The 16,886-nt window shown below is 36.5% G+C and carries 26 protein-coding genes; 13 read left to right on the forward strand and 13 right to left on the reverse strand.

From position 1 onward, the window contains the following. Positions 1-103: 103 nt before the first annotated feature. On the forward strand, positions 104-292 hold the full coding sequence (locus AC1Q8L_RS11445; RefSeq protein WP_025117984.1) for a hypothetical protein: 189 nt from the start codon (positions 104-106) through the stop codon (positions 290-292). Between the two features lie 16 nt (positions 293-308). On the opposite strand, the gene AC1Q8L_RS11450 is transcribed toward AC1Q8L_RS11445, so the two are convergent. The 5 genes from AC1Q8L_RS11450 to AC1Q8L_RS11470 form a co-directional block, all read right to left on the reverse strand. Further along, a complete protein-coding gene (locus tag AC1Q8L_RS11450) occupies positions 309-566 on the reverse strand; it encodes a DUF3975 family protein (protein WP_000265371.1) in 258 nt (85 codons plus the stop codon). Between the two features lie 15 nt (positions 567-581). Further along, positions 582-896: a DMT family transporter gene (locus AC1Q8L_RS11455; protein ID WP_000312623.1), complete on the reverse strand. Its 315-nt coding sequence runs from the start codon at positions 894-896 to the stop codon at positions 582-584. Between the two features lies 1 nt (position 897). Beyond that, positions 898-1,230 (reverse strand): DMT family transporter, encoded by a 333-nt coding sequence (locus tag AC1Q8L_RS11460; protein WP_000312339.1) that lies wholly within the window; start codon positions 1,228-1,230, stop codon positions 898-900. Between the two features lie 71 nt (positions 1,231-1,301). Then, a complete protein-coding gene (locus AC1Q8L_RS11465) occupies positions 1,302-1,883 on the reverse strand; it encodes a TetR/AcrR family transcriptional regulator (RefSeq protein WP_002005730.1) in 582 nt (193 codons plus the stop codon). Positions 1,884-1,979: 96 nt separating this feature from the next. After that, positions 1,980-2,957: a LacI family DNA-binding transcriptional regulator gene (locus AC1Q8L_RS11470; RefSeq protein WP_001273986.1), complete on the reverse strand. Its 978-nt coding sequence runs from the start codon at positions 2,955-2,957 to the stop codon at positions 1,980-1,982. 314 nt (positions 2,958-3,271) lie between these two features. Between AC1Q8L_RS11470 and AC1Q8L_RS11475 the strand changes: the two genes are divergently transcribed. Further along, the gene (locus tag AC1Q8L_RS11475) at positions 3,272-3,808 is read left to right on the forward strand and encodes a hypothetical protein (protein WP_033657529.1); all 537 of its coding nucleotides are present in this window, start codon (positions 3,272-3,274) and stop codon (positions 3,806-3,808) included. 40 nt (positions 3,809-3,848) lie between these two features. On the opposite strand, the gene AC1Q8L_RS11480 is transcribed toward AC1Q8L_RS11475, so the two are convergent. After that, positions 3,849-4,232 carry a rhodanese-like domain-containing protein gene (locus AC1Q8L_RS11480; RefSeq protein ID WP_000108654.1) on the reverse strand — a complete coding sequence of 128 codons (384 nt, stop codon included), beginning with the start codon at positions 4,230-4,232 and terminating at the stop codon, positions 3,849-3,851. A gap of 170 nt (positions 4,233-4,402) precedes the next feature. On the opposite strand from AC1Q8L_RS11480, the gene AC1Q8L_RS11485 reads away from it, so the two are divergent. After that, a complete protein-coding gene (locus tag AC1Q8L_RS11485) occupies positions 4,403-5,239 on the forward strand; it encodes a lipoate--protein ligase family protein (protein ID WP_000514092.1) in 837 nt (278 codons plus the stop codon). A 28-nt stretch (positions 5,240-5,267) separates the two neighbouring features. Here the strand turns inward: AC1Q8L_RS11485 and AC1Q8L_RS11490 are convergent, their stop codons facing one another. The 3 genes from AC1Q8L_RS11490 to AC1Q8L_RS11500 all read right to left on the reverse strand — a co-directional run bounded on the left by AC1Q8L_RS11490 (position 5,268) and on the right by AC1Q8L_RS11500 (position 7,306). Beyond that, a complete protein-coding gene (locus AC1Q8L_RS11490; RefSeq protein ID WP_000111924.1) occupies positions 5,268-6,110 on the reverse strand; it encodes a hypothetical protein in 843 nt (280 codons plus the stop codon). A gap of 201 nt (positions 6,111-6,311) precedes the next feature. Next, a complete protein-coding gene (locus tag AC1Q8L_RS11495; protein ID WP_000993596.1) occupies positions 6,312-6,983 on the reverse strand; it encodes a DUF1129 family protein in 672 nt (223 codons plus the stop codon). Between the two features lie 5 nt (positions 6,984-6,988). Next, positions 6,989-7,306, reverse strand: coding sequence for a PadR family transcriptional regulator (locus AC1Q8L_RS11500; protein WP_000556086.1), 318 nt, complete (start codon positions 7,304-7,306; stop codon positions 6,989-6,991). A 157-nt stretch (positions 7,307-7,463) separates the two neighbouring features. Here AC1Q8L_RS11500 and splB point away from each other — a divergent pair, with 157 nt between their 5' ends. The 3 genes from splB to AC1Q8L_RS11515 all read left to right on the forward strand — a co-directional run bounded on the left by splB (position 7,464) and on the right by AC1Q8L_RS11515 (position 9,779). Further along, positions 7,464-8,489: a spore photoproduct lyase gene (gene splB / locus AC1Q8L_RS11505; protein ID WP_098311704.1), complete on the forward strand. Its 1,026-nt coding sequence runs from the start codon at positions 7,464-7,466 to the stop codon at positions 8,487-8,489. Between the two features lie 144 nt (positions 8,490-8,633). Continuing rightward, complete coding sequence (gene mntR, locus AC1Q8L_RS11510; protein ID WP_001143080.1) at positions 8,634-9,062, forward strand: transcriptional regulator MntR; 429 nt, start codon at positions 8,634-8,636, stop codon at positions 9,060-9,062. Between the two features lie 54 nt (positions 9,063-9,116). Beyond that, a complete protein-coding gene (locus tag AC1Q8L_RS11515; protein WP_033657528.1) occupies positions 9,117-9,779 on the forward strand; it encodes an HAD family hydrolase in 663 nt (220 codons plus the stop codon). Here the strand turns inward: AC1Q8L_RS11515 and AC1Q8L_RS11520 are convergent. Beyond that, positions 9,776-10,177 (reverse strand): SA1362 family protein, encoded by a 402-nt coding sequence (locus tag AC1Q8L_RS11520; RefSeq protein ID WP_001014464.1) that lies wholly within the window; start codon positions 10,175-10,177, stop codon positions 9,776-9,778. The two genes, AC1Q8L_RS11515 and AC1Q8L_RS11520, sit on opposite strands and share 4 nt — an antisense overlap. Before the next feature lie 79 nt (positions 10,178-10,256). Then, the gene (locus AC1Q8L_RS11525) at positions 10,257-11,177 is read right to left on the reverse strand and encodes a DUF1385 domain-containing protein (RefSeq protein WP_000807120.1); all 921 of its coding nucleotides are present in this window, start codon (positions 11,175-11,177) and stop codon (positions 10,257-10,259) included. Positions 11,178-11,421: 244 nt separating this feature from the next. Between AC1Q8L_RS11525 and AC1Q8L_RS11530 the strand changes: the two genes are divergently transcribed. From AC1Q8L_RS11530 to efp, 4 genes are read left to right on the forward strand one after another with little or no spacing between them, the layout of a single operon-like run. Further along, positions 11,422-11,910: a YqhR family membrane protein gene (locus tag AC1Q8L_RS11530; protein WP_000076886.1), complete on the forward strand. Its 489-nt coding sequence runs from the start codon at positions 11,422-11,424 to the stop codon at positions 11,908-11,910. Between the two features lie 52 nt (positions 11,911-11,962). After that, positions 11,963-12,403, forward strand: a complete 441-nt coding sequence (gene aroQ, locus AC1Q8L_RS11535; RefSeq protein WP_000735140.1) for a type II 3-dehydroquinate dehydratase — start codon at positions 11,963-11,965, stop codon at positions 12,401-12,403. Between the two features lie 4 nt (positions 12,404-12,407). Then, a complete protein-coding gene (pepQ, locus tag AC1Q8L_RS11540) occupies positions 12,408-13,469 on the forward strand; it encodes a Xaa-Pro dipeptidase (protein ID WP_000411057.1) in 1,062 nt (353 codons plus the stop codon). A gap of 21 nt (positions 13,470-13,490) precedes the next feature. Then, positions 13,491-14,048, forward strand: a complete 558-nt coding sequence (gene efp / locus AC1Q8L_RS11545; RefSeq protein ID WP_016512321.1) for an elongation factor P — start codon at positions 13,491-13,493, stop codon at positions 14,046-14,048. A gap of 36 nt (positions 14,049-14,084) precedes the next feature. On the opposite strand, the gene AC1Q8L_RS11550 is transcribed toward efp, so the two are convergent. Both AC1Q8L_RS11550 and AC1Q8L_RS11555 read right to left on the reverse strand, forming a co-directional pair. Next, positions 14,085-14,387 (reverse strand): hypothetical protein, encoded by a 303-nt coding sequence (locus tag AC1Q8L_RS11550; protein ID WP_016512322.1) that lies wholly within the window; start codon positions 14,385-14,387, stop codon positions 14,085-14,087. Further along, positions 14,368-14,946 carry a GNAT family N-acetyltransferase gene (locus tag AC1Q8L_RS11555; RefSeq protein ID WP_016512323.1) on the reverse strand — a complete coding sequence of 193 codons (579 nt, stop codon included), beginning with the start codon at positions 14,944-14,946 and terminating at the stop codon, positions 14,368-14,370. The genes AC1Q8L_RS11550 and AC1Q8L_RS11555 overlap by 20 nt, the downstream gene beginning before the upstream one ends. Positions 14,947-15,137: 191 nt before the next feature. Between AC1Q8L_RS11555 and AC1Q8L_RS11560 the strand changes: the two genes are divergently transcribed. The 3 genes from AC1Q8L_RS11560 to spoIIIAB are packed head-to-tail and all read left to right on the forward strand — an operon-like array spanning position 15,138 to position 16,882. Next, positions 15,138-15,419, forward strand: coding sequence for a YqhV family protein (locus AC1Q8L_RS11560; RefSeq protein WP_000816050.1), 282 nt, complete (start codon positions 15,138-15,140; stop codon positions 15,417-15,419). Positions 15,420-15,446: 27 nt separating this feature from the next. Next, entirely contained in the window at positions 15,447-16,373 is a 927-nt protein-coding gene (gene spoIIIAA, locus AC1Q8L_RS11565) for a stage III sporulation protein AA (RefSeq protein WP_000665907.1), read from the forward strand. Beyond that, complete coding sequence (gene spoIIIAB / locus AC1Q8L_RS11570; protein WP_000238703.1) at positions 16,367-16,882, forward strand: stage III sporulation protein SpoIIIAB; 516 nt, start codon at positions 16,367-16,369, stop codon at positions 16,880-16,882. Before spoIIIAA ends, spoIIIAB begins: the two co-directional genes overlap by 7 nt. Positions 16,883-16,886: the final 4 nt, after the last annotated feature.

Below are 16,886 nucleotides of genomic sequence, written 5' to 3' on the forward strand. Positions count from 1 at the left end.
AAAAATAGGATTTGCTTATGTATAGAATTTTGCATATTATTCACTCCTTTTTTAGGTAGTATGTCCAAAAGAAAGGAGTGTATGAAAAATTTTAGGGGGGAGAATGATGAACAAAAGAAAATGGTTATATAGAATAGGGGTACTTTTTGTTTCAATCGGTCTCATATTAGCAAATTTTTATTTAGACATACCTTCACCGTTTCCTAATTTGCATAAAGGAATTGGTATAAGTATTGTCATAGTTGGTCTTCATTGTCTTATTGCATCTAACTTTTATAGAAAATCTGAATGAATACAAAAAAGGACAGTTACTCTTTTTCAGAAGTACTGTCCTTTTTAAATAACTTATTCCATAGCTTGGCGATACTCCATATAATGACGATTGCAATGGAGGCAATAATTGACCAAGCAATAGATGCAATTTCAAGTGCCATGCTAGGAAGGAAGGTAAGAATGGATACTACTTTATGAAACAACCATTCTATTATATGAAAACTTATTTGTAATAGAATGACGATACCAAGTGTGATCCATGCTAATATTTTCTTTCCTTTTTCTTTCCACATGACATTCACCTCACGTTAGCTTAATAGTTTTAAGCCAACAGCGCCGCATAGAATGCAGCTTAAGAAAGCAAGACGACGCCAATCCGCTGATTCTCGGAAAATGAGAATGCCTAGAAGTGCACTTCCAGCAGTTCCGATTCCAGTCCAAATTGCGTAAGCAGTTCCCATCGGTAACGTGTTCATCGCAAGAGATAAGAAGAAGAAGCTTACGCCGAAGTTAGCGATTAAAATAACTTTTGGTGCCCAGCCTTTCTTTTCAGTGGCTACTTTCATAAAGAGTACACCAATAATTTCACAAATACCAGCTAGAATTAAAAATACCCAAGCCATTTTATGCGGCCTCCTTCGCTTCTTTTTCTTCTGTTACTCGTTTTAAACCAATTACTCCGAAGAAGATTAAACCGATTAATAAAACTTTTACGATAGAGAAAGGTTCTCCGAAGATGAAAATCTCTGTAAGAACGATTCCACCAGCTCCAATTCCTGTAAAGACTGCGTATACAGTGCCGACAGGTAAATCTTTATAAGCTCTAAATAATAAGACGAAACTAATTGTAATTAATAGAGCAACACCAGCCCATTCAAGTGGTGCCTCTGCTTTTTTTAGTCCAATCACCCAAAAGATTTCAATAATACCAGCGATGATTACATAAATCCATGCCATATGTCATTTCTCCTTCCTACCAGTCGTTAGGTAAAGGGCTTAAAAACGACGCATTGCAAAGGAGCAATCCGTCAGTTTGAAAGTCCGCGCCAAAATACTTTCCAAGAAGCGTCTAAACGTGTCTCAAAACGATTTAAACCTGCGTATAGTAGTTCAACCATAAGACCGTCGAGTAAGCATAGAAAAGCCTCTAAGGCGTCTTTTACTTCAATGTTATGCAGCTCATCTTGTTCGCTTGCTCTTTTAAATACAGGGAATAAAAGTTTTCCGACGTTTTCAATGTGTACATTTGCTTTATTAATAATTTGTTCGCGAAATGCATCAGGCGGAAAATAAGAAGTTCGTAACCAAAACATTGATTCTTCACTTTCACCAAAGCGTTTTGCATAGCCTTTTAATAATTTTAAAAGCAATTCTTCAGTAGACGAATTGGAAAAGCTTTCAATATCGCCTGTGAAGCTCTGCAAATCTTTTTGGAGAGCAGATTCTAAGCATATGAAATATAGCTCTTCTTTTCCTTTAAAGTGTGCGTAAATCGATGGTTTTTTAATCCCAACTTCTTGAGCAATATTTGCCAATGAAGTTCCTTCATAGCCGTAGCGTGCGAAATGAGAAAGTGCTACAGCTTTAATGCGGTTTGCTGTCATTTTCATCCCCTACCTACCGTTCGTTAGGTTAATTATATGAGATGAAAACTATAATGTCAATAGGTGAAGAGCTGAAAAAGAGCGTTATAGGTAACGCTCTTTTTAGACAGTCTCTCGCTCAATTAAATGGAATGAAAGTTCTTTTGCGCTGCCGACAATTTGCTCGCTTTGGATCTGCTTATGGAATAAAGAAAAAGCATGTGAGCCCATTGCGAGACCGGGATGTTCAATTGTGGAAATTTCTAATGCCTTTGAAATTTCATGATTATCAAATCCAAGGATAGCAAGGTCTTCAGGTACTCGAATGCCATGTTTTCGAGCCTCTGTTAATAAACCAGCTGCAACTTGATCGTTCGCTGTAAAAATAGCAGTTGGACGATTTTTCATATTTAAAATACGATGGAGTATTTGTGCTCCGTCCTGCATTGTATAGCATTGGTGGAAAATCCATTCAGGATGCAACGTTTTCCCTTCGTTACGAAGGGTATCGGCGAACGCTTTTTCGCGCTCCATGGAGTTTACACTTGTTTTTCTTGCTAAACAAATTCCGATTTTTTCATGGCCTTTACTTAGTAAATAGGCAGTACCGAGACGGAAACCTTCATAATGATCTACGTAGATGGATGAAATGAGGGGGTGCTTCATTTTTTCACATGAAATAATAGGGGCAAATTTTGCGAAAGGTTCGATTTGTTCCCAAGAGCTCGTTCGGGAGCAAATAATCATCCCATCAAATTGTTTCATTTTCATCATTTCAAGAACACGAATTTCTTCAAGGCTATCGTAATTTGTTTGGCATAAATTAATGTGATATCCAGCTAATAATGCTTCGTTACCGATTCCTTCAATAATGGTACTGAAGTAGGGGAGGTTAATGAAAGGAAGCATAACGCCAATTGTATATGTTTTCCCTCTTATTAAATGGACAGCATTTATATTTTTTGCGTAGTTTAATTCTTCAACAGCGTCTAGAACACGCTTACGCTTTTCTTCTTTTACGTAAGGGTGATTATTCAGAACACGAGAAACAGTTGATATCGATACACCAGCAGTTTTAGCAATTTGTTTTATATTGGCCATATGTATCACCTCTTTCCCTTATTATAAAGGGAAAATAATAAGAAAGAAAAAATCTTGACCTGAAAAGCTTTTCACAAACTATGGTATTAATAAGACTTCTTTTTATTCGCGTAACCTTTTCACTTGGGCGTAAGAATGATAGGGGTCTTTTTTGTTTGCAAAAAGTGTTGTCAAAATGTGGGAGAATAACGTGGAAAGTTTTCAAAGGTGGAGTTTGATGACAAAGCGAATATGAAGAGCATATCAACGCTTCGTTCTTTAAGAGAGCGGTATGAAAGGGCGGAAACAAATTGAAAAAAAGAATCATTTGTTTCGTGTTTTCTAGTTTTGTACTTAGTTCGTGTTCGTTTCAGCAAACGATGCAAGAAGAAAAACACTTTGTGGGAACAACAGGAGGAGCTATGGATCGTGTTACGGATCCTATTCCGCTAAAGGAACTTCCAAAATATTTTCCGGTGAAGTTTAAAGTTCCAACGTTTTTACCGTACGACATTACAAGTGATGTGAAGGGTGAAGTAAGAACGCTTGGGAAAAAGAACGCTGTCTTAACGATTAAATATAAACAGCAGGAGCCAGGTCGAAATGAGTATATTGAGTTAAATGTCGCGAACTTTCCTTATAGTTTTCCGGATCTCGTGGAAGAGAAGCGATTTCAAGAACAAATGAAACTGAATAATGGAACGTCTGCTTATTTTAAAAATAAAGATGATTATGAACGTGGTGACGAATTTGCTACGCTTATATGGAAAGAGAAAGGAATTGAATATCAGCTATTGTATCGGAATGTAGAAGAGAACGATAAAGAAACGATTAAGCAGAATTTATTATACATTGCGAACAAGATGAAATGAAAAAACTAGCCGATTTATTCAGCTAGTTTTTTGTATGTTATTATTTCTTTTTAATTTTGCCTGTCCAAGATTTAAATCCACCTTGTAATTGGTAGAAATCTTTGTAGCCTTGTTTTTTTAAGTATTGCGCTGCACGACCTGTACGGAATCCGCTTTGGCAATATAAGTAAACAGGTTGATCTTGACGAAGTTCTTTATGGCGAAGGCGAATTTGTGATAACGGAATGTTACGTGCACCTAAAATGTGCCCTGCGTTATATTCGTCTGTTTCACGAATATCGATAAGCTGTGCTTTACGGTAGCCAGCGCGAAATTCTTCTTCTGTAAGAGTTTTAATTAATTTTTTCTGATAGAAGTACATCCATACAGTGTAGCCGATAAATGCTACGATTACGGCTAATAAAATAATCCAAGTTGTTGACACGATTCTATCGCTCCCTTTTTTCTTATCCTACTTTCAATATTATAATGCCCATATGTATTTATGCAACAGATTCATTTGCATATAAGAAGAAATTTCGTATTCTTTCACAAATTTTGTCGAATTTGGTAGACTAGAGAATGTGAAAAATAATTGGTTATATGAGGTGCAGGATGGGAAAAGAAAAATGGTGTTATATTAACTCTGGTCAATGTTCACCGGCATTCAATATGGCGTTAGATGAATGTTTGTTAAGTTGGCAAAGTGAAAAGAAAATGCCACCAACAATTCGTTTTTATGAATGGGAAGTACCAACATTAACAGTTGGATATTTTCAACGTGTTGAGAAAGATATTAATATGGATGTAGTTAACGAAAAGAAATATGGATTCGTTCGTCGTCAAACAGGCGGCAGGGGTGTACTACATGACAAAGAGTTAACGTATAGTGTTATTGTGTCTGAAGATCATCCGAATATGCCAAAAACAGTTACAGAAGCGTATCGTGTTATTTCGCAAGGCTTATTAGATGGTTTTAAGGCATTAGGGTTAGAAGCATATTATGCAGTTCCAAAAACAGAAGCAGATCGTGAAAATTTGAAAAATCCACGTTCAGGTGTATGTTTTGATGCACCATCTTGGTATGAAATTGTAGTGGAAGGAAGAAAAATTGCTGGTAGTGCTCAAACACGTCAAAAAGGTGTTATTTTACAGCATGGATCGATTCCATTAGAAATTGATTTAGATGAACTATATGATCTATTTTTATTCCCAAATGAACGTGTGAAGGAACGTATGAAGAGTATGTTCTCTTCTAAAGCAGTAGCAATTAATGAATTAACAGACCGTACATTTACGATAGAACAGTTAATTAAAGCGTTTGAAATTGGGTTTGAAAAAGGATTGGATGTAGAACTTGTTCCATACGAATTAACAGAAGAACAGTTACATGAAGTTCAAACGTTAGCGAAAGAAAAGTATGAAAGTAATGAGTGGAATTATAAAAAATAAGAGATGGCAATTGCCATCTCTTATTTTTTTATAGTAAATTAAGTACTTTTTCTACTTTGATTCCTTTATCTTGTAAAGAACGAAGACGACTTACAACGTCCATAATTTCTTTATCAAATGTAACGCTAATACCTTGGCTTTGTAGTTCTTCTTTTAAGCTTTCAATAGAATCATCTATGTCGATGCCAAGCTCGTAATCTTGACAAACCTCAATTGTCTTTTTCACGAGTTTAACATAATTTTCTTGTAGTTTTGAATTTGTTTCAGTCAAAGCAGGCTGCTTCGGTTTTGCAGGAGCAACCGGTGCTGTCTCTTGCTTTGTAACTGGAGTAGGGACTACTTTTTTCACAGGTGCTGGAGTAGTTAGTTCTACAGCCGCTTCTACGCTTACTGGCTTCGGTGTCGGTACCGGAGTAGGCTTAGGTGCCATAGCAGGTGTTTCCACACGCGTAACAGGCTTAGGAGCAGGTGTAATTGCTTTTGGAGCTTCTACAACTACTTCTTTTTTCGGTGCTGCTTCTACCTGTGTTTCTTCTTGCTCGACAGCTTCTTTATTTTCTTTACTCCACATAACGCGTTCAATTTCTAGAGAAACATTGTTTTTGTTCATCGCTGTTAATGTAACTTTACCAACTTCAGCGTTTCCAGTGAAATCAACAATTTTATAAATAACACTTTTGTTCCAATCCACGTTTCCGCTCAAAAATAATTCTTCGTTACATTTCGGCGTTAAGCCCTCGATTTTAATTTCTGCGTTTACACCGTTTTCACTATATACCATAATTAGCGAAGCATTTACATCTTCGTCTGCTAACATTAGTTCACGTACCATTTTGCCGGTGCGTACTTGCGTTTTCTTCTTAACTGACATCTAATTTCTCCTCTCAAAAATTCAGTAATAATAAAAAAATCGTATAACGAAAAATAATTGCTCACGAAGATTTATGATACCGATAATAAAAGCATCACGTCAACAATTAACTTTAATTATTTTGCATTTTTCTTATTTTCTTTATGAAATTTTTCAATTTGTAAAATTAGACAGAAGAAAAAACAGCCTTTTGAAGGGCTGTTAAAAATTTGATTTTTTATATAGTAATTTATATAAAATAAAAAATAAGATAGCAATTAAAGCATTTTGCCAAAAGGTTAGATGATAAATGAGATAAGGTTGCTTTTGGAAATAAATATTTAAGAATACAGCGGAACAAAATGGAGTAGCAAATGCGAATCCAAATAGAATTCTTCTTTTCCAATTCATTTTCTGATCAAAGGAGTAACGCTTTAACAAATATAAAATAAATAGTATACCTAGTATAATTATTGAAACAGACAAAGTAGTTCCAAGGATGCTAAAAGGCGGACTTGATAATGTATTGTTTTTTTCAAATAGAAACATAAAAAATGAAACAATTGCATCGATTCCAAACTGTATAGCAAGAAGTAAGCTAACAGAAAATCCAATTAAAGAAGTTTTTTCTAACTTTGTTTGGGTTGGTAAAGCTGATATAAGTTCATCGCAATAAGATTGTAAATCATTACCGAAAATGTCGTAAGCACTTTTATTTTCTGCTTGTGCTTCGATAAGATGATCTAATATTTCTAGTAAAAGTTCCTCCATTTGTTGCTGAGGTACGTTTGATATTCGAAGATATACTAACATATCGCCATAAGCAGCTTCGTTTTCGGAAGTTAGAAGCTCACGTTTTTTATTATTCAATTCAACCATGTCTTGGGCATTCATCCTCATCACTCCCCCTGTAATAAGTTATTTACCGTAGTAGAAACCATTCCCCAGCTTTGTTTAAATTTTTCAAGCTGTCCTAATCCTTTATCCGTTACGTGATAATATTTTCGCTTTGGACCAAGTGAGGAGGCTTTTAATGTTCCTTCAATCAATTTTTCTTTTTGCATACGTAACAATAACGGATATATGCTTCCTTCGCTTACGAATGTAAAGCCGTGTTTATTTAATTTTGTGCTCAGTTCATATCCGTACACTTCTTCTTGTGAAATGATGTATAGGATGCAACCTTCTAGTACACCTTTTAACATTTGGCTGTGCATGATTTCACCACCTTTTACTCAGGTAACTTGCGTTGCAAGGTAGCCGTTATCCAAATTATAACATTCAGTAACTTGCAACGCAAGTTACTGAAGTGGAAAACTTTAATGAGTGTTAACTTTTCAACGTTTTCCATACTAATGAGAGGGAGGGAAGCACATGAAACCATTTATGCCAAAACTCGTTTACTTTGAACCAAAGGCACTTGAATATCCGCTTGGAAAAGAGCTTTATGAGAAGTTTACGAAGATGGGATTAGAGATTCGTGAAACGACATCACATAATCAAATTAGAAATTTACCAGGAGAAAATGATTTGCAAAAGTATCGTAATGCAAAGGCTACACTTGTCGTTGGAGTGAGGAAGACGCTAAAGTTTGATGCGTCAAAACCGTCAGTTGAATATGCAATTCCGCTCGCCACAGGGTGTATGGGACATTGTCATTATTGCTATTTGCAAACGACACTTGGGAGTAAGCCTTACGTTCGTGTGTATGTCAATCTTGATGAAATATTTGAGAAGGCAAAGCAATATATGGATGAAAGGGCACCTGAAATAACAAGATTTGAAGCGGCGTGTACATCAGACATTGTTGGGATTGATCATTTAACACATGCATTAAAGCGGGCGATTGAATTCATTGGAGAAAGTGAATATGGGCGTTTACGTTTCGTTACGAAATATTCGCATGTTGATCATTTATTAGATGCAAAGCATAATGGGAAAACTCGTTTCAGGTTTAGTATAAATTCACGATATGTAATTAAAAATTTTGAACCAGGGACATCGCCGTTTGAAGAGCGAATTGAGGCGGCTCGTAAAGTAGCAGGTGCAGGTTATCCACTTGGTTTTATAGTTGCACCACTTTATATGCATGAGGGATGGGAAGAAGGATACCGCGAATTATTTGAACGACTGTACAATGCGCTGAAAGATATGTCGATACCAAATTTAACGTTTGAATTGATTCAGCATCGTTTTACGAAACCAGCGAAAAAGGTTATTCAAGAGCGTTATCCAAATACGAAGCTTGAAATGGATGAAGAGAAGCGAAAGTATAAATGGGGACGATATGGAATTGGGAAATATGTATATAAAAAAGATGATGCAGAAGTATTGGAGGAAACGATTCGAGGATATATTCATCACTTTTTTCCTGACGCAGAAATTCAATATTTTACATGAAAGGAACTTGTATTTGAATACAGGTTCTTTTCACTTTTGTAGATTTAGGCTCGTTTCCACCTTGTCACGTTATTCTTTCTGGTGTATCATTTTATTGATTGCTTCGTACGGAATAAGCAAAATGAAATTGGATGGAGGAAACCGATGCCTACCCCTAGTATGGAAGATTATATTGAACAAATTTATTTGTTGATTGATGAAAAGGGTTATGCCCGTGTATCTGATATTGCTGAAGCGCTTAGTGTACATCCATCCTCTGTAACAAAAATGGTACAAAAATTAGACAAAGACGAATATCTAATTTATGAAAAATATAGAGGGCTTGTATTAACATCAAAAGGTAAAAAAATCGGAGAACGTCTCGTATATCGACATGAATTGTTAGAACAGTTTATGCGCATTATCGGTGTGGATGAAAGTAAAATTTATAATGATGTAGAAGGAATTGAACATCATTTAAGTTGGGAATCAATTGACCGTATCGGTGATTTAGTACAATACTTTGAACAAGATGAGGTTCGAGTGGAAACACTTCGTGGTGTTCAAAAAGCAAATGAAGAGAAAAGTAATTAAGGGGAACGGATGGCGTTTCCTTTTTTATTTCAATTCGAAAAGGATGGGAGAATTATGAAAGCAATTATTTTTGATTTTGATGGATTAATTGTGGACACAGAAACGATATGGTTTCACTCTTTCAGAGATGCTGTTCGTGAATACGGCGGAGAGCTACCTTTAGAGGAATTTGCGAAATGCATTGGAACAACAGATGAGGTGCTTTTTGCATATTTAAATGATCAATTAAAAGAGAAGTTTAACAAAAGTGTATTAAAAGAAAAAGTGGCAACTTTACATAAAGAGAAAATGAAAATACCAGAAGCTCGTGACGGGGTAAAAGAATATTTAGAAGAAGCGAAAGAAATGGGATTAAAAATCGCACTAGCTTCTAGTTCGTCTAGAGAATGGGTTATTCATTTTTTAGAAGAGCTACAGATTCGAGAATATTTTGAAGTAATTAAAACGAGAGAAGATGTTGAGAAGGTAAAACCAGATCCAGCTCTTTATCGAGTTGCAATAGAAGAATTAGGAATTAAGCCATCTGAAGCTGTTGTATTTGAAGATTCATTAAATGGATTGAGAGCAGCAGTTGCAGCGGGATTAACATGCGTTGTTGTACCTAATGATGTGACACGGAATTTATTATTTGAAAATCATCATCTTCGAATTGAAAGTATGAGAGAGAAAAGTTTAAAAGAAGTGCTTCAAAGTATAAAAAAAGACCGTATTTCCTAAAAGGAAGCACGGTCTTTCTTTTTGCTTTTTTTGCCTTCAATGACAGTTAAATGAGACTGTTTTCTTTTTCGTTTCAAAGTGGAAGAATTCCCTTTTTTACTTTTGTCATTAGAAGTATTTGACTTAAGGAAAGAATTGCCTAGGGGTGCTACATTTTGTTTCCCATGTTTGCGGTTCGATTGTTTTGCCGCACGCTTATATGAGCTTTGCGAATTTGCAGAACCACTGGAATTTGTAAACATCTTGTATAGCAAGTAAAAGATACCGACAACAAGTAACATGTACCCGATATTTCTTAATACACCCATGGGATTTGTAATAACAGATGAAACAAGGCCGAATATTGCCAATCCAATAATAAGCACAAATATAGCGAAAGTAAACGAACGACCGTTCATAAGGGACACCTCCTAAAAACGTATATTAAAATTAGTATATTAACGATGAGGAAAGGAGTTGAACACCATTTTTAAATAATTATTGTTTGTTCTCTAAACGTAATAATTCTTCAAACGATGCAATTGCTACTTCCACTTGGTCATCTGTTGGTTCTTTCGTTGTTAATAGTTGTAGCCATAACCCAGGATATCCAAGTACGCGTAATACGGGAATATCTCTTAATCGATTTGTAAATTGCAATACTTCAAAAGAAATACCAAGTACAACTGGAATTAATAAAATTCGGTTTATAACTCGTGCCCAAAGAGGATCTGTAGGGACTAGGAAATAAACGAACATTCCAATAATGACTGTAAATATAATAAAGCTACTGCCGCATCTATAATGGAGGCGAGTTTGCTTTTGAACGTTTTCTACAGTCAGAGGAAGGTTATTCTCATAAGCATTGATTACCTTATGCTCTGCACCGTGATACTGAAATACCCGCTTAATAAGTGGGGTTAAAGAAATAAAGTATATATAGCTCAATAATAGCATGAGCTTAATGACACTTTCGACAATGATTTGCCCAGTATGAGATGGGAAAATCGGTCTCGTTAATTCAGCTAATAGTGCAGGAACTGCTGTGAAGATGACTTTACCGAATATGAAAGATAAAACGCCAACAGCTGCAACTCCTAATACCATCGTTAATTTTGATTGTTCTTCTTTTTTATTTGCAATTTGTTCATCATCTTCTGGGTGGACGTCAAATCGTTCTGAAGCGAAGTTTAAATGCTTTGCTCCATTCGCACTTGCATCCACAATAGCGGCAATACCTCGTAAAAATGGAATTTTTTTTAGGATAGATAATACTTTATTACGAACGCGTGGTAATCGATAAAATTCAATCGATTTATCTTTACGACGAACCGCTGTAACAGTATATTCTCTACCGCCAAACATAACTCCTTCAATGACCGCTTGCCCGCCATATATTTGTTTTGACTCTTCTGCCATGTTAACACCAACCTGTATTTGTTTCTCTCTTATGTAGAAAAAGAGGCAATTGTCATACTGGGTTCTGTCGTTTTGAAATAAGACAATCACCGAGTTTCCTTTATTTTATCGGCAAATACAAGTAGATGACAAGGGAAAATGTTATGAGAGTCGGACATTTCTTATTCTTTTTATAGACAAATTTCGCAGGATTTAAACATGCTTCAAAATAGTTTCGGGCATACTATTGAGCGGAGGTGTCGATGTGAGTCAAGAACAATTAGGAACAAGGAATTTTGTACAAATCGGTTTGTTTGGTGGAATCTTTTGGGGCGGGATATGGTATTTCCTTCATATATTTTCATTCACGGAGGCGGGACCGAATTATTTCCTTTTACCATTTGCGTTTGGAAGTTGGAAAGAAGGTGTATGGGGGAATGTGTCAGGAATAGTTTGTATGGGACTTCTTTCAATTTTGATTGCCTTTTTGTATAAAGCATTTTTTGCGAAGTTTGAGGGGATTATTGCGGGAATTATTTATGGATTATTTTGGTGGGCATTACTGTTTTTGGGGATGGGTTTAATGGCTCCTGTTATTAAAAGTGCGCTCCATTTACCAAAAGAGACAATTGTAACGACAATATGTATTTTTATATTGTATGGTGTGTTTATAGCATATTCTGTTTCTTACGCAGTAAATAGCAATAAAGTAGAACAAGAAGGGCGAGAGAAGACGAACTATTCAAATAAGTAACTCCTATGTTAAAATATTGTATAGATATTTAATATTAAGGAGTTTTAAGAATATGAAAAAGTTACTCCTCGTAAACGGGCCTAACCTAAATCGCCTCGGTGTTCGTGAGGTAAATGTATATGGAAAGGGCACGCTAGCGACACTTGAAGCAGATATGAAGCAAGAAGCGGAAACAATGGGAGTGGAGTTAGAATGTTTCCAATCGAATCATGAAGGTGCCATTATCGACATTATTCATGAAGCGGAAGATATATATGAAGGGATCATTTTAAATCCGGGAGCATTTACGCATTATAGCTATGCGATTCGTGATGCCATTGCGAGCATTTCGATTCCTGTTATTGAAGTACATATTTCTAACATTCATCAGCGTGAATCGTTTCGTCACGAATCTGTGACGGCAGCTGTTTGTGCAGGACAAATTGTTGGATTTGGTTTTTATGGCTATAAGTTAGCGTTATTTGCATTAATGGAGAAATTGAGGGAGGCATAAAGTAATGGAGAAAATTGAAAGATTACGAAGTGCATTTGGTGAGGCTGGCATTGACGGTATTTTGTTAACAAATGAACATAGTCGTAGATATATGGCTAACTTCACAGGAACAGCAGGTGTAGTTCTTATTTCAAAAGATCGTGCTCAATTTATTACAGATTTCCGTTACGTCGAGCAGGCAAGTAAACAAGCGGTTGGATATGAGATTGTACAGCACGCAGGATTAATCATTGATGAAGTGGCAAAGCAAGTGAAAGAGCTTGGAATTCAAAAGCTTGGTTTTGAGCAAGATACTCTTACATATAGTTCTTATTCAGCGCATAAGGAAGCGATTGATGCTGAATTTATCCCAACTTCTGGACTTGTAGAAAAGTTACGCTTGATAAAGACTGATTCAGAGATTAAGATATTAAAGGAAGCTGCACAGATTGCAGATGCTGCCTTTGAGCATATTCTATCATTCATTCGCCCGGGAGTATCTGAAATTGAAGTGTCAAATGAACTTGAATTTTTCATGAGAAAACAAGGAGCAACATCTTCTTCGTTTGATATTATCGTTGCTTCAGGTCTTCGTTCGGCATTACCGCACGGCGTGGCATCTGAAAAAGTGATAGAAACAGGAGATTTCGTTACATTAGACTTCGGCGCTTATTACAAAGGATATTGCTCTGATATTACTCGTACGATTGCAGTCGGTGAACCATCTGATAAATTAAAAGAAATTTATAATATCGTTTTAGAAGCACAACTACGTGGTGTGAACGGTATTAAAGCTGGTTTAACAGGTCGCGAGGCTGATGCGCTAACGCGTGATTACATAACGGAAAAAGGATATGGTGAATACTTTGGACACTCTACTGGTCATGGAATAGGTCTTGAAATCCATGAAGCACCAGGTTTAGCGTTCCGTTCTGATACAGTACTTGAACCCGGTATGGCTGTAACAGTAGAACCAGGTATTTATATTCCAGGTATTGGCGGCGTACGTATTGAAGATGATATCATTGTGACAAGTGAAGGTAATGAAGTAATTACGAAATCACCAAAAGAACTTATTATTTTGTAATACACAGGAGGATTTTTTTACATGATTTCAGTAAACGATTTTCGTACAGGTTTAACAATTTCAGTGGACAATGCCCTTTGGCAAGTACTTGATTTCCAACACGTAAAGCCAGGTAAAGGTGCTGCATTCGTTCGTTCTAAACTACGTAACATTCGCACAGGATCTGTTCAGGAGAAAACATTCCGTGCAGGTGAGAAAGTAGAAAAAGCACACATCGAAAACCGTCGTATGCAATACTTATACGCAAGTGGTGAGGCTCACGTATTTATGGATAACGGAACTTATGAGCAAATCGAGCTTGGTGAAAACCAAATCGAGCGCGAGCTTAAATTCCTAAAAGAAAACATGGAAGTAGCAATCATGACTTACCAAGGCGAAGTACTTGGTGTTGAACTTCCAAACACAGTTGAATTACAAGTTACAGAAACAGAGCCTGGTATTAAAGGTGATACTGCTTCTAACGTAACAAAACCAGCTACATTAGAAACTGGTCTTGTTGTACAAGTACCAATCTTCATTAACGAAGGCGAAATGCTTATCATCAACACTGGTGAAGGTAAATACGTTTCTCGTGCATAGTAGAAAAGCACTCGTGATAATTCACGAGTGCTTTTTTTATAGGAAATAGGGTATATAGTAAATAGCTGTTACAATAAAACTGAAAGCTGTAAGACTAGCAGCACCTACTGTGTAAGGGCTCCATGTCATACGAAAAGGTTTTACTTCACCTGTTTTATATATAGTGTGATCAATATTGGCATTTTGGTTTATATTTAAAGCAATGAGCCAAATTGTACCGAATATCCCTAAACTACCAAGGAAAAATGTCTCTATAAATGACCAACCGACCAATAAGGAAAAAAGATAAATAAGAGCTAATTCTACTACAACGGTTAAACTAATTTTCAATTTCTTCATATTTTTCCCCCTCATTCTGTAATCTCAACCAGTTTAAAAAATTTTCACGTGACACGACATGCAAAGAGCAAGTTGACTTTACTTCTTTCTCTAGTGCAGCGTGTTCGTCTGGAAACTTGTTTTCCACATGCAATGAAATATAAGGTAGTTTTTCTTGTGCTTTTAACGAGCGGGTATTATTCGTTTTAGCACCAGCAAATACGTAGGAAAGTTGTAAGTCTAAAAAGGCGATTTTAAAGATTTCTTTTTTTGCAGCCTCGTTATAGCCTTTTCCCCAGTACGGATAGCCGAGCCAACTACCAATGTGAGATTGCTTCTTCTCATCATTAATATGTTTAAGTGTGGTGAGGCCAATTATTTCATTCTCTTCATTCACAATCATTCTCGATAAGGATTTCTTTTGATGTTCTTCTTCTATTGCGAAAAGAAGAAATGCTTTTGTGTCTTCGATGTTTTCTACCGTTATCCCTAATGCATTTTTTATATGTGGATCACTTGATAGCTCGAAAATCACATTTGTATAGCGTAAATCGAGTGGTAATAAAGTAACGTGCTGCATGGTTTATACCCCTTTTAAACTAAATGTACCATAATATACCATAAAATAATATGAATATTCAAATTATAATTCGGGCTTTAGAGAAAAATTATGTTTTTACTTCTGAAATAGACAACCTCTGCATATGGTTGTACAAATATATTCTTTTTAAGAATACGAAGTTAGTAACTGTTACGGGAGAAGGTGGAAGAATGAAACAGTGGCTAGCGGCAATGGAAACATCCGTGCTTGTTATGGGAGCACTTCGATTATTTTCAGGTAGTGCGGAGATATTTGCTGCTTTGCTTATGCTTTATGTGAATGATGCGAAGAAAGCGTTGTTTATAAATGGTATGTTAGCGTTTGTTGGACCTACCGTATTAATTTTAACAATGACAATTGGGATAGCGAGTGTAGCAAGTGAAATTTCTTTCTTGAAGCTCTTTTTTCTAGCGCTTGGAATTTGCTGTATTTTTATCGCATTACTGAAATAGTAAGTCGAGTATAGTGGGGAGAAGCCGATGAAAGAGGTATTAGAAGTTTTACCAAAAACGATGAAGTATTTAATTGAAGAATGTAAGCAATACGATGCTTTAGAGGAAATTCGTGTTCGAATTGGAAGACCGCTAGAGTGTATTGCACACGGAAAGGTGTTTTTTTATGACTATATCACTACTGCAGAGGATGCTATTTACTTACTGAATAAGTTAAGTCAATTCTCAATTTATACGATGGAAGAGGAATTAAAACGTGGGTATGTGACACTTCGCGGGGGGCATAGAATCGGATTAGCGGGAAAAGTCATTACAGAAAAAAGCGCAGTGAAAATGATTCGTGATGTCTCTTCCTTTAATATTCGTATTGCTCGTCAAAAAATAGGGATTGCTGAACCGCTTTTGCCATATTTGTATGAAAAAAGATGGTTAAACACGATGGTAATTGGCCCTCCGCAAACGGGAAAAACGACACTTTTAAGAGATGTAGCTCGTTGCATGAGTCAAGGAGTAAGTGCCTCGGAAATTCCTTCTTGTAAAGTGGGGATCGTTGATGAACGGTCAGAAATTGCTGGCTGTGTGAAAGGGATCCCGCAATATGATTTTGGTACCCGAGTCGATGTGTTAGACGCGTGTCCAAAGGCAGAAGGAATGATGATGATGATTCGTTCTATGAGTCCTGATATTTTGATCGTAGATGAAATTGGCCGTAAAGAAGATAGTGAAGCAATTATGGAGGCAGTGCATGCAGGTGTTCAGCTTTTTATAAGTGCACACGGATTTTCCTATGAGGATGTTGTGAGACGTCCATCGCTAAAGGCAGTGCTAGAGCTTGGTATATTTGATAGGTTTGTGGAGTTGTCAAAAGCGAGGGGTCCAGGAACGGTTATGCAGGTGAAAGATAAATATGGAAAACCAGTGCTATCAAGTAGAAAGGCTGAGGGCGTATGGTGAAAATATTCGGTGCAGTGTTAATCGTTGCGGTCAGCACCTTTTTCGGGTTTTCATACGCTAAAAGATATAGTGAGAGGCCGAGGCAACTTAGATTATTAAAATCAGCACTTCAATCATTAGAAGCAGAAATTATGTATGGACACACACCTTTATCTGAGGCTGCCGAGCGATTAGTTAAACAAATGCCAAAGCCATTAAATTGGATATTTCAAAGTTTCGCCAGAAGATTACAAAGCGGGGAACAAACAGTAAGAGAAGCGTGGATAGATAGTTTGAAAGAGAACTGGAAGTTAACCGCATTTCAACAAACTGAGTATGAAATACTGCAGCAATTTGGTGAAACGCTCGGGCAACATGATCGTGAATCACAACAAAAACATATTCGCTTATGTATTACACATTTGGAGAGAGAAGAAGGAGAAGCGAAAGCGCTACAACTGCAATACGAAAAAATGATTAAGAGCTTAGGGGTACTAGCAGGGCTACTTATTGTAATTTTACTGCTATAGGGGG

It is taken from the genome of Bacillus sp. GW823-FHT06A11 (genome assembly GCF_058795355.1).